The organism is Streptomyces lydicus (assembly GCF_001729485.1).
GTDB lineage: Bacteria > Actinomycetota > Actinomycetes > Streptomycetales > Streptomycetaceae > Streptomyces > Streptomyces lydicus_D.
In genome coordinates, this window is sequence record NZ_CP017157.1 from 7165630 (window position 1) to 7178071 (window position 12442).

Sequence of the window (12442 nt, forward strand, 5' to 3'; positions counted from 1 at the left end):
CCGGCCGGGCCCGGCCCTCCGCCGGAACAGCATCCGGAAAGCCCACCGGGACCGGCGCATTCAACGTCCCGGCGCGGGGAACCGATTGATCCGATACGGCCCGATCACCCCCGATCAGACCGGTTGATGCGCTCACGAGGAGGAGGCAGCATGCCCAAGATCCTGCTGATCGCCGGCGACGCCACCGAGGACCTGGAGTTCTTCTACCCCTACCAGCGGCTGCTGGAGGAGGGCTACGAACCGCGGGTCGCCGCCCCGTCCCGCAAGAAGCTGCAATTCGTCGTCCACGACTTCGTCGACAGCTTCGACACCTACATCGAGCGCGAGGGCCACTCCTGGCCGTCCGACCTCGCACTGTCCGAGGTCGACCCGGACGAGTACGCGGCGCTGGTGCTCCCCGGCGGCCGGGGCCCCGAGTACCTCCGCAACGACGCCGACTACCGCCGGGTCGTCACCCACTTCTTCGACGCCGACAAACCCGTCGCCCACATCTGCCACGCGGCCGTCTCCCTGGCCCCCCTCGGCGTCCTCAAGGGCCGCCGCACCGCCGCCTACCCGGCCTGCGCCCCCGACGTCGAGATGGGCGGCGGCGTCTTCGTCGACGGCTCCGCGGTCGTCGACGGCAAGGTCGTCTCGGCCCGCGCCTGGAACGACCACCCCGACTGGATGCGCGCGTTCATGAAGGTCCTGCGGGAGCACGCCCCGGCGAACGGCTGAAACGGCGCGGGCCCGGAACCGGCGTCCCGGGCCCGCCCGCTCAGAACACCGGAAGGGCGTACAGCGACTCGTCGTTCAGCACGAAGACCCGGTTGCCGTCGGCCACCAGCCACTGGCGGTCCGCCTTGCCCACCTTGTACTCCCAGACCGGACTGCCGTCCCGCGCGCTGACCACGTTGACCGCGTACCAGGGGTCGCCCTCGATCATCCACAGGCCGTTGCCCTGGGGCAGCACGGGCGTGGCGACGTTGGAGCTGGCGCGGAGCTGGAAGACCTCGCTGCCGTCCCCGGGCTTCCACTTGAAGGGCAGGGTGGCGTCGTCGTCGACATACGCGTGGTGGGTGGCGTACAGGGCGTCCGCGGTGGCGGTCACCGGGCCGAAGGAGACGAAGGGCTGCTTCCGGGTGTCCAGTGCGCCCGCCAGGGCGCGCTTGCGTACGGTCCACAGCTCCTTGCCGTCGGCGGCCCTGCGGGCCGTCATCGACTTGCCGCCCAGGTAGACGGTGCCGCCGTGGCAGGAGGGCCGGACGAAGCCGTCGGACCGGCCGCGGAGGTCCCACACCCGCCGGCCGTTCGCGGTGTCGACGGCGAGGACGGTGCCGTCGTCGGTGCCGAGGACCAGGCGGCCGTCCGCGACGAGGCCGGGCGGGGTGACCTTGCGGAAGGGCTTGTCGAGGGGCGCCGTCCAGCGGACCTTCGCGTCGGAGCGGCCGACGGCGCGCAGCCGGTGGTCCCCGGTCACCAGGTAGACCGCCTCGTCGTCCGCGGCCAGCAGCTGGTGGGCCCCGACGTCGGCGGTCCACCGGCGTTCCCCCGTGGAGGGGACGAAGGTGCGCAGCGTCCCCTTGGCGTCGACGGCCGCTATCAGGCGGTCCGAGAGGGAGAGGTAGCGGCCGGTCGGCTTGATGTCGCGGGCGGCCCAACGCCGTTTGCCGTCCACGACGTTGTGGGCGGCGATCCCGCCGTCGCGGGTGCCGAAGACGATGACGTCCCGGACGGGCAGCGGGGCGGGGGTGTCCGCGCCGAGGCTGTGCAGGACCCACAGCGGCTTCGGCGAGCCGCCGACGATCATGTCGCCGTCGTTGTGGTCCAGCACGTGCGCCAGGGGCGTCTTGACGGCGGGCGGGAAGGCGAAGAGGTCGACCTTCTTCCTGGGCGCCGGCGGACGCGGCCACCACGCCGCCGCCGCGCCGCCGCCCGCCGCGAGGACCGCCCCGCCCGCGGCGAGGCCGGTGAGCAGCCGGCGCCGGGAGACCCGCTGCGGGGCGGCGCCCGCGACGAGCGTGGTGGTCAGCTCGTGGATGCCGCTCTCCCGCTGCTTGATCGCCTGGCTCACCGGGCCGCGCCGCCAGGCCCGTTCGGCGCCCCGGGGCGGCGCGAAGGCCGCGGCGATCAGCTCGGGCGTGGGGCGGGCGGCCGGGTCCTTGGCCAGGAGGGGGGCGATGAGCGGGCGCAGCACGTCCGGGACACCGGTCAGATCGGGCTCGTCGTGGACGACCTTGTACTGGAGGGCGGCGATGTGGGAGCCGTCGAAGGCCCGCCGGCCGCTGGCCGCGTTCACCAGGACCGCGCCCAGGGAGAAGACGTCGGCGGGCGCGGCGACCCGGCGGCCCAGGACCTGTTCGGGGGCGCCGTAGCCGGGCGTGACCGGGACCTGGCCGGTGGTGGTGAGGGTCAGGCCGTGCTCGGGCCGGGCGATGCCGAAGTCGATGACGCGCGGACCGCTGGACGTCAGCACGATGTTCGGGGGCTTGAGGTCGCGGTGGACCAGGCCGGTGGCGTGGATGTCCACCAGGGTGCGCGCGAGCGACGCGGCGAGCGCGCGCACGGCCGGTTCGTCGAACGGGCCGTACGTCTCGACGGCCTCGTCGAGGGTCGGGCCGGCGAGGAACTCGGTGGCGATCCACGGCCGTCCGCCCTCCGTGTCCGTCCCCAGGACGCGGGCCACGCCCTTGCTGGTCACGGCCGTCGCGGCCTGCGCCTCGCGGACGAAGCGGCGGGCGAGGTTCGCCTCGTCGGTGAGTTCGGGCCGGAGCACCTTGACCGCGGCGACGGTGCCCTCGCCGTCCTGGCCGACGTAGACCTTGCCCATCCCGCCCTCGCCGAGCACGCCGAGCAGGCGGTACGGGCCGAGGCGGAGCGGGTCGCCGGTGCCGAGGGGTTTCATGGGCGGTGTCCTTCCGGCGGGTTCATCGGAGCGGGAAGCCGGCGAGGAAACTGGGGCCGGACGCGATGATCATCCGGCTCTTCCGGTGGGCGACGAAGCGGTTCCCGCTGGTGGTGTACAGCTGCTCGGTGGTGCGGGAGGTGAGGCCGACGGCCCGCAGCACGCCGTCGGTCCTGCTGTACGTGTAGGCGTACTCGGAGCCGATCACGGGCCGCACCACGTACTCCGCCCGCGCCCCCTCCGCGCTCTTCTCCGCCCACCGCGGCTGCCCGCCGCCGGGGCCGAACGCCACCAGCCCGAGGCCCTTCTCCACCGTGTACACCGCACCGTCCTTGAGGACCGCCGGCCCGTACGTCTTCCCGGGGCGGGCGGCGGAGGTGTCCCACGCCGACCCGCCGTCGCTCAGCCGCAGCGCCCGCAACGGGCCGTAGCCCAGGTAGAGATGGCTGCCGTCGACCGCGAGCGGGTCCCGTACGAACCGGGGGTCGGCCCCCTGCCACGGCTTGTCCCAGGCCACCCTGCCGGTGCGGGTGTCGCGGGCGACGATCCGGACCTTGTTGTCGTTCGTCTGCTGGAAGAGGACCAGGCGGTCGCCGGTCGCCCCGGCGGCGATGAAGTGGTTGTCGTCGCTCTCGGCGGGGTGGAACGGCACCGGGTCCGACCACTTCCGGCGCCCCGAGGCGAGGTCCACCGCGATCACGAACCAGGGGGACTGGCGCTCGTACCGTTTGACCTTCCCGTGGGAGATCGCCAGGTAGGCGGTGCCGTCGGCGACCGCCAGCAGCCGGCTGAGGATGCCGTTGTGCCGGGCGTCCGACACCGGGGCGATCTGCTTGCCGGCCTTGCCGGTGGCGAGGTCGACCTCGGCGAGGAACCACGAAACGGTCTTCGTGGCCGGGTCCTGGCCGTGCTCGACGCGCTGGATCCGGTAGACGTGCGTGCCGTCCGAGGCGACCTGCCAGGAGTCGTCCGCGTACAGCGAGAACGTCCACCGGGACGCCCCGGACCCCGGGTCGACGCCGCGCGCCTCGGCGTTGGCGACCAGGACGACCTGGTCGCCGGCCACCATGGGCACGTCGGGCGACTGGTCGTCGGACGGCCCGCCCGTCTGCTTCTGCCACACCGAGTCCAGCTTTTTCTTCTTCAGCGCGCCGACGCTCGGCCCCGCCTTCGGCTGGGTGTACCCCGGCCCGGTGCCCGGCCCGGGAGCCGACTCACCCCGCCCCAGCCACGCCCACACCCCGGCACCGGCGCCGGCCACGCCGAGCACCGAGCCCGCCAGCAGCAGCCCCCGGCGGGACAGCCGGGGCGCGGCGGGGGCGTCGGCGGACGGGACGGTCGCCGGCTGGTCGGGCGGTGCGGGCAGCCGCTGCGGCGCGACCTGCCACACCTCGCTCGCCCGCCGCCCGATCTCGGCGAGCACCGCGTCCGGCAGGTGGTCGGCGAACTCCCCCGACCCGTCGTGCAGTAGGCCGGCCAGCTCGGTCGTGCCCGGGCGCTCCGCGGGGTCCTTGGCCAGGCAGCGGGCCAGGACCGGGACGAGGGCGGCGGGGACGCCGGTGAGGTCCGGTTCGGCGTAGCGGACCCGGTAGAGGAGGTCAGCGGGCTGCCCGTCGCCGAAGGGGCCCCGGCCGGTGGCGGCGAAGACCAGCACCCCGGCGAGCGCGAACACGTCCCCGGCGGGGTCGTGTTCGGCGCCGGTGGCCTGCTCCGGCGACATGAACGCCGGCGTGCCGACCGCCGCACCGGCGTGGGTGAGCCGGTCGTCGCCGAGCGCGCGGGCGATGCCGAAGTCGATGACCTTCGGGCCGAACGCGGTGACCATGATGTTCGACGGCTTGAGGTCGCGGTGCACCACGTCGGAGCGGTGCAGCTGCCCGAGCGCCCCGCACAGCGCCGCCCCCAGGGCGCGCACCGCGGCCTCCGGCAGCGGGCCGGCCAGCCGGACCGCCTCGTCGAGCGGCGGGCCGAGGACGTACTCGGTGGCGAGCCACGGGGTGTCGGCGAGCGGGTCGGCCTCGACGACCTGGGCGCCGTACCGGCCGCCGATGACCCGGGCGGCGTCCGACTCCAGCCGGAAACGGGTGCGGAACTCCGTCTCGGTCGCGATCCGGGCGTGCACGGTCTTCAGCGCCACGGTCCGGCCGCCCGCGGAACGGGCCAGATAGACGGTGCCCATGCCGCCGCTGCCCAACCGGGCGAGCAGGCGGTACGGGCCGAGGCCGGGCGGGTCGTCATGGGTGAGCGGCGAAGGCATGGCGGGCGTCAGTCCTGGCGTGCGGCGGGCGGAGGCGGGAGGGTCGCGGCGAGCAGCCCGGCGGACTGGCGGGCCAGCGCCGCGATGATCCGGCCCGGCAGCCAGCCGGGGCCGAGCGCGGCGGCCGCACGCCCGGCGGGTCCACCGCCGGAGTCGAGGGCCGTGGCGGGGTGCGCGGGCAGCGGGCTGAGCGCGTCCAGCACCTCGCCGGGGCGCGGCCGGGCCGCCGGATCCCGCGACAGACAGGACGTGACGACGGACCGCAGGGCGGCCGGCAGCTCGTCCCGTTCGGGCACGGTGTGGCCGGTGGCGGCGTAGGCGAGCGTCGCGCCGAGCGCGTAGACGTCGCCCGCCGGCTGCGGCGGCCCGCCGGCGGCCTGCTCCGGCGGCAGACTGCCGGACTCCAGGCCCGGCAGCCCGGAGCGCCCGGTGCCGTCCGCCGCCGCGGCCCGTACCGCCCCGAAGCAGGTCAACCGGGGCCCGTCCGCCGCCAACAGGACGGCGGCGGGCGACACTCCGGCATGGGTGAGGCCCTGCCCGTGCCCGATGATCAGAGTCTCCACGAGGGCCGCGCCCAGCGCCCGTACGGTGCGCTCGGGCAGCGGCCCGCCGTGCACGGCGAGCGCGGTGGGCAGCGGCAGGACGGGGAGGTAGGGGCGGGCGTGCCAGGGCGGCTCACCGGGCGCGGCGAGTTCGGCGGCCGGCCAGGACCACGGCCCGAGCAGATAGCGCGAGGCGTCCGCCTCGGCCAGGAACCGCCCCGGGTCGGCGCCGGGCAGCGGCACACCGATGAGGACCGTACGGTCCCCGTCCGCGCTCCGCCCGATCAGCCGCTGCTCCGGTACGGGCAGCCCGGGCGCCTCGCCGTCCAGCCGGCCCAGCACCGTGTACGGGCCGACCGTGCCGGGCGCTCCCGTCCGTGCCGGTCCCCCGGCACCCGCAACCGGCGCCCGCATGCGCATCAACCCCCGTTCGACGACACCGCGCGAAGAGACTACCCGGGCGTGTCGCGGAGCCGGGGACCGCCCAGGACCGGGGAGCGCGGGCGGGCCGAAACGGGCGCCGCGGGCGGGAGTTCAGCCGCCGGCCACGGCGGCCGCACCGGTCAGGCCGCGCCCGGTGCCGCCGGCCGCGGACCGGTCGGGGCACCGTCCGCGGCCGGGTCGTCGCCACCGCGGGCCCGCCCCTCCCCGTACGCCACCAGGGTGAACACCAGCAGCGCCAGCACCACCATCATCGCGACGAAGGCGAGCCAGCCGACCAGGCCGATGGCGAAGGCGCCCACCATGCCGTGCACCACCACGGCACTGATCAGCACGATCCGGGCGAAACCGCCCGGCGCACGGTCGCGCAGCGCGGTGCGGACCAGAATGCCGGCGCACAGCAGGAGGTAGAGGCCGAAGACGCCGCCGCCCACCCAGGAACCGGTGGACATCGCGCCGGGCTCCAGCCCGGCCAGCGACATCTGTTGCCGGTCCACCACGATGCTCAGGATCCAGTTGAGCAGCACGATCCCGCACGCCTCCAGGACCAGTACCACCGCCGCGACCAAGGCCACCGGCCGTCGTGCCACCACCGTCCACCCACTTCCGTTCGCCGCTCGCCACAGGACTGTCGCCGCGCCGCGGAAGAACATCCGTTACCGCGAGTACAGAAGACATCGGGCACGCTACTAATGGGTAATGGCCAGGGCAAGGGTCGCGCACGAGTGGGTACCGGCGGACCGCGGACGACGTCCCGCGGCACGCCCGGCGGACGGAGCCGCAGCAAAGTTTCCTTCGCCCATTCGTAGGGACTCCACAAAGAATTGACGATCCGCTGGACGTTGGAAGATCGAGACCTAGGCCACATCGCGTCCCGGCCACGGCCCCGGAAATCCGGGCCTACCCTGGGATACCAGAGGACTCAGGCCCCTCGCCGGCGCTCCGAGCACACTCCGTGTGGGCAAGCTCACCCCGGGGAACGGGTCGGCACGCGGTGTCGCCAGTCCCTAAAATCGCCGCATCCAAATTTGTTGCGGCGAAGCGCCAAGGAAGGACCCATCGTGCGCAAGGTGCTCATCGCCAACCGTGGCGAAATCGCTGTTCGCGTTGCCCGTGCATGCCGGGACGCGGGGATCGGCAGCGTAGCCGTCTACGCCGACCCCGACCGGGACGCCCTGCACGTACGCGCGGCAGACGAGGCATACGCCCTGGGCGGTGACACTCCTGCCACCAGCTACCTGGACATCGCCAAGGTCCTGGCCGCCGCCGCCGATTCGGGCGCGGACGCCATCCACCCCGGCTACGGCTTCCTCTCCGAGAACGCCGAGTTCGCCCAGGCCGTCCTCGACGCGGGCCTGACCTGGATCGGGCCGCCCCCGCAGGCCATCCGCGACCTCGGCGACAAGGTCGCGGCGCGGCACATCGCCCAGCGCGCCGGTGCGCCGCTGGTCGCCGGCACCCCCGACCCGGTCTCCGGCGCGGAGGAGGTCGTCGCGTTCGCCAAGGAAAACGGCCTGCCGATCGCCATCAAGGCGGCCTTCGGCGGCGGCGGCCGCGGCCTGAAGGTCGCCCGCACGCTCGACGAGGTGCCCGAGCTGTACGACTCCGCGGTGCGCGAGGCGGTCGCCGCCTTCGGCCGCGGCGAGTGCTTCGTCGAGCGCTACCTCGACCGCCCGCGGCACGTGGAGACCCAGTGCCTGGCCGACAAGCACGGCAACGTCGTCGTCGTGTCGACCCGTGACTGCTCGCTGCAGCGCCGCCACCAGAAGCTGGTGGAGGAGGCCCCGGCGCCGTTCCTGACGGACGAACAGAACGCCGAGCTGTACCGCGCGTCCAAGGCCATCCTCAAGGAGGCCGGCTACGAAGGCGCCGGCACCTGCGAATTCCTCGTCGGCCAGGACGGCACCATCTCCTTCCTGGAGGTCAACACCCGCCTCCAGGTCGAGCACCCGGTCACCGAAGAGGTCACCGGCCTCGACCTGGTCCGCGAGATGTTCCGGATCGCCGACGGCGAGGAACTCGGCTACGGCGACCCGGCGGTGCGCGGCCACTCCTTCGAGTTCCGCATCAACGGCGAGGACCCGGGCCGCAACTTCCTCCCCGCGCCCGGCACGGTCACCACGTTCGACGCGCCCTCCGGCCCCGGTGTCCGCCTGGACGCCGGTGTGGAGTCCGGCTCGGTCATCGGCCCGGCCTGGGACTCCCTGCTGGCCAAGCTGATCGTCACCGGCGCCACCCGCGCGCAGGCACTGCAGCGCGCCGCCCGCGCGCTGAACGAGTTCACCGTCGAGGGCATGGCCACCGCCATCCCGTTCCACCGCACGGTTGTCAAGGACCCCGCGTTCGCCCCCGAACTCACCGGCTCCGAGGACCCCTTCACGGTCCACACCCGCTGGATCGAGACCGAGTTCGTCAACGAGATCCCGCCGTTCGCCGCCCCCGGCGGCGAGGAGGCCGAGGCGGACAGCCGCGAGACGGTCGTCGTCGAGGTCGGCGGCAAGCGCCTGGAGGTCTCGCTGCCGTCCTCGCTGGGCATGCCACTGGCCCGGGCCGCGGTCGCCGGCGGCGCCAAGCCCAAGCGCAAGGCCGCCAAGAAGGCCGGCAGCGCCGCCTCCGGTGACGCGCTCGCCTCCCCGATGCAGGGCACCATCGTGAAGGTCGCCGTCGAGGAGGGCCAGCAGGTCACCGAGGGCGAGCTGATCGTCGTCCTGGAGGCCATGAAGATGGAGCAGCCGCTCAACGCGCACCGCTCCGGCACCGTCAAGGGCCTGACCGCCGAGGTCGGCGCGGCCCTCACCTCCGGCGCGGTGATCTGCGAGATCAAGGACTGACCCGCACCCGCGACCACGCGTGAGGGGCTCCCGGCACCGGCCGGGGGCCCCTCACCCGTTGTCCCGGCAAGACCCACCGCCCGCCTACGAGTTGCCGACCACGTCCTCCGGGAACGTCAGCTGCTTGTCCATCCACAGCAGCGCGGCGGGCAGTTCACGCCGCCAGGTCGCGAAGTTGTGACTGCCGTGGTCAAGGACCACCGCGTCCGCCTTCATCGGCGGCCGGACCGCAGCCAGGAATGCCTTGGCGGCCGGGTAGTTCTTCTCGCCGGTACGGCTCGTGCCCACCAGGACGTTCACCTGCGGCGCCGGCAGATGCCGCAGACGCCACATCAGGTCGTGCTCCTGACGGCGCCGCACCCGGCCCCGGCCGTCACCGAAGAGATTCCCGGTCGTGGGGTCGCTGCTGACCTTGTAATCGGGCGACAGGGCCGCCGCCGCGCTGTACGTACGGTCGTGCCGCATGGCCAGCTGGAGGGCGCAGCTGCCGCCCGACGAGTAGCCCATGACGCCCCAGCCACCCGGATCGTGGCCGACGCGGTAGTGCGAGACGAGCGCCTGCGGCACGTCACGGGCGAAGAAGGTCTCGGCCTGCGGGCCGCCCGGCACGTCGACGCACTGGGTGTCGCGCGGCGGCGCGATCGTCGGCCGCATCATCACGATGACGGTCGGCTGCATCCGGCCGGCCCGGATCAGCCGCGCGGCGGTCTGCGGCAGCCGCAGGTGCTGGCCCAGCAGGAAACTGCCGCCCGGATAGCCGCTGAGCGCCACGATGACGGGGAAGCGCTGACGCGCGAACTGCGGCTGGAAGTACTGCGGCGGCAGATAGACGTACGCCGGGTCCACCGCCCGGGTCCGCCGGCCCACGATCCGGACCGACTCCACCCGCCCCGCCTGCTCCGGCGGGCCCTTCGGCAGCCCGTGCACCTTCTCCAGACCGTCCGGCCCGGCCGTCTGCACCAGCCCCTTCGACGGGTCGCCCGCCGGGCCCGCCGTCCCCCCGTCGCCCCACTTGCCGACGGCGGCCGGCGCGTCGTCGTACAGGCCGAGCAGCTCGTGCCAGGAGGAGTAGAACTGGAAGTTGCCGTTCACCGCCAGCCCCAGCGCCGCCACGACGGCCAGCTGGGTACCGACGATCGACCCCAGCCGCCCCAGCAGCGCCCGCGGCCCCCGCCCGGCGAACCGCGGCCACAGCCAGAGCGTGAGCCCCACGCAGACCACGGCGACCGCGACCATGGCGTACAACAGCGACCGGCTGGTCAGTCCCATGACGTTTCCCCAGATGTCCCGCGCCGCGCACCGCTCCCCCGGCGGCCCGCCACGGCGTCCTTCCAGGTCCCCGGAAGCGCCCGGAAGACCTCTTTGCGCCAGGTTTGATGCCACTTGGAGGCGCCGCGTTGCGGCCCGCCGGAGGTGTTCGGCCACGCGACCACGGAGGTATTCCGGGACTTCACACCGGATCCGCCCGCCGTCCACCGGACGCGGCGGCAGCCCCGCACACCGGCAATCCGAGGCACCCTCCGGTAAGCCCGGGGTTCCGCGCCGGGACGGGCGCCCACGGCGCAATGGCATCCTGGAGCCACCGGGCCGCAACCGGCCCGGCCGAGGGAGGACGGCGATGGCGACCGAGACGGCAGGACGGCGGCACACGGCGCGGAGCCCGGAGGCGACCGCAGCGACGCGGGAACAGGACGTCCGCCCGATGCGGGCCGACGCCCGCCGCAACTACGAGCGGCTGCTGACCGAGGCCCGCACGGCCTTCACCGAACACGGCACGGACACCTCACTGGAGGACATCGCACGCCGCGCCGGCGTCGGCATCGGCACCCTCTACCGGCACTTCCCCAACCGCACCGCCCTGATGGGCGCGGTCTTCCAGGGCGAGGTCGACGCCCTGCTCGGCTACGCCAAGGAACTCGCCGACGCCCCGCAGCCGTGCTCCGCCCTCGTCGACTGGCTCCGCGCGATCATCACCCACGCCAGCACCTACCGCGGCCTCTCCCGCGCGCTGATGACCGCGTCGGCGGACGAGACCTCGGGGATGGCGCGGTGCAGCGTACCGATGCGGGAGGCCGGCAGCGCCCTCCTCGCCCGCGCCCAGCAGGCCGGCGCGGTACGCCCCGACGTGAACATCACCGACCTGATGCAGCTGACCAACGGCATCGCGCTGGCCGTCGAGGAGTCCCCGGACGATCCGGGGCTCGCCGACCGGCTGCTGACACTCACCCTGAGCGGGCTGAAGGCGGGCACCCGGTGAGGCGGAACCGTTCCGCACCCACCCGCCGCTGACACCACCGGACGCACCACGGGAAGGCCCCGCACGCCGTCCGGCGCCGCCTCCGCCCGCCGCGCTCAGCGCCGCCGCGGAGCCAGGTCGGCGACCCGGCCGCCCGGCGCCTCACTCAGCGGCGAGGCCGGCCGCAGCTGGGGCGCCCCGCCCCCGCCGCCCGGCGCGTGATTGCGCCGCTGGCCCGGCAGCGGGACGTCCCGCCGCGGCCCTCTGCGCTCACCGGCACCGTCCAGCCCCTGCTGGCCCGCCCCGTGGCCGGCGCCCGCGCCGCCCGCGACGGCGATCTGCACACCCTGATCGGCCAGCGCCTGGAGTTCGGTCGCGGCCCGGTCGTCGTGCCCCGGCGGCTCGTCCGTGACCAGACGGGTGATCACATCCGTCGGCACGGTCTGGAACATCGTGTCGGACCCGAGCTTGGTGTGATCGGCGAGCACCACCACCTCCCCCGCCGCCTGGACGAGCGCCCGGTCGACGCTGGCGGAGAGCATGTTGGAGGTGGACAGCCCGCGCTCGGCGGTCAGCCCGCTGCCCGACAGGAACGCGCGGGACACCCGCAGCCCCTGGAGGGACTGCTCGGCACCGCTGCCGACCAGCGCGTAGTTGGAGCCGCGCAGGGTGCCGCCGGTCATCACGACCTCGACGCGGTTGGCATGGGCCAACGCCTGGGCGACCAGCAGGGAGTTGGTGACGACGGTCAGACCGGGGACGCGGGCGAGCCGACGGGCCAGCTCCTGGGTGGTCGTTCCCGCGCCGACGACGATGGCCTCGCCCTCTTCGACGAAGCCCGCCGCGAGATCGGCGATGGCCGTCTTCTCCGCGGTCGCTAGATGGGATTTCTGCGGGAACCCGGATTCCCGGGTGAAGCCTCCCGGCAGGACCGCACCGCCGTGCCGGCGGTCGAGCAGTCCTTCTGCCTCCAGCGCCCGCACGTCCCGCCGTACGGTTACTTCGGAGGTCTGGACGACGCGGGCGAGCTCCCGGAGCGATACCGCCCCGTTGGCGCGCACCATTTCAAGGATCAATTGGCGACGTTCTGCAGCGAACACGAAACTGACAGTAACGCCAACGACCGTCTGTTTTCAGCAGGTTGCACCAATTAACGGAAGTTGTTCACACAGCACAGCGTGACGTGCTATGCGAGACGCATATGACGTTCGTCCGTCGAACTCCCGGCCGGAACGGGCCGCTTGCTGCCTG

The 12442-nt window shown here is 73.9% G+C and carries 9 protein-coding genes; 3 read left to right on the forward strand and 6 right to left on the reverse strand.

What is annotated here, in order from left to right:
* The first annotated feature begins 150 nt into the window (after positions 1-150).
* On the forward strand, positions 151-717 hold the full coding sequence (locus SL103_RS31060; protein WP_069572279.1) for a DJ-1/PfpI family protein: 567 nt from the start codon (positions 151-153) through the stop codon (positions 715-717).
* 40 nt (positions 718-757) lie between these two features.
* Here the strand turns inward: SL103_RS31060 and SL103_RS31065 are convergent, their stop codons facing one another.
* From SL103_RS31065 to SL103_RS31080, 4 genes are all read right to left on the reverse strand, one after another.
* Positions 758-2884, reverse strand: coding sequence for a serine/threonine-protein kinase (locus SL103_RS31065; RefSeq protein ID WP_069572280.1), 2127 nt, complete (start codon positions 2882-2884; stop codon positions 758-760).
* Between the two features lie 22 nt (positions 2885-2906).
* The gene (locus tag SL103_RS31070) at positions 2907-5141 is read right to left on the reverse strand and encodes a protein kinase domain-containing protein (RefSeq protein WP_079146067.1); all 2235 of its coding nucleotides are present in this window, start codon (positions 5139-5141) and stop codon (positions 2907-2909) included.
* An 8-nt stretch (positions 5142-5149) separates the two neighbouring features.
* Positions 5150-6097, reverse strand: coding sequence for a serine/threonine protein kinase (locus tag SL103_RS31075; RefSeq protein WP_069574269.1), 948 nt, complete (start codon positions 6095-6097; stop codon positions 5150-5152).
* Between the two features lie 149 nt (positions 6098-6246).
* Positions 6247-6714 carry a hypothetical protein gene (locus SL103_RS31080; RefSeq protein ID WP_244304083.1) on the reverse strand — a complete coding sequence of 156 codons (468 nt, stop codon included), beginning with the start codon at positions 6712-6714 and terminating at the stop codon, positions 6247-6249.
* 471 nt (positions 6715-7185) lie between these two features.
* Here SL103_RS31080 and SL103_RS31085 point away from each other — a divergent pair, with 471 nt between their 5' ends.
* Positions 7186-8955, forward strand: a complete 1770-nt coding sequence (locus tag SL103_RS31085) for an acetyl/propionyl/methylcrotonyl-CoA carboxylase subunit alpha (protein ID WP_069572282.1) — start codon at positions 7186-7188, stop codon at positions 8953-8955.
* A gap of 84 nt (positions 8956-9039) precedes the next feature.
* Here the strand turns inward: SL103_RS31085 and SL103_RS31090 are convergent, their stop codons facing one another.
* Positions 9040-10224 (reverse strand): alpha/beta hydrolase, encoded by a 1185-nt coding sequence (locus tag SL103_RS31090; protein ID WP_069572283.1) that lies wholly within the window; start codon positions 10222-10224, stop codon positions 9040-9042.
* Positions 10225-10573: 349 nt separating this feature from the next.
* Here SL103_RS31090 and SL103_RS31095 point away from each other — a divergent pair, with 349 nt between their 5' ends.
* On the forward strand, positions 10574-11212 hold the full coding sequence (locus SL103_RS31095) for a TetR/AcrR family transcriptional regulator (protein WP_432215371.1): 639 nt from the start codon (positions 10574-10576) through the stop codon (positions 11210-11212).
* A 95-nt stretch (positions 11213-11307) separates the two neighbouring features.
* Here the strand turns inward: SL103_RS31095 and SL103_RS31100 are convergent, their stop codons facing one another.
* Positions 11308-12291 (reverse strand): DeoR/GlpR family DNA-binding transcription regulator, encoded by a 984-nt coding sequence (locus SL103_RS31100; RefSeq protein ID WP_079146068.1) that lies wholly within the window; start codon positions 12289-12291, stop codon positions 11308-11310.
* Positions 12292-12442: the final 151 nt, after the last annotated feature.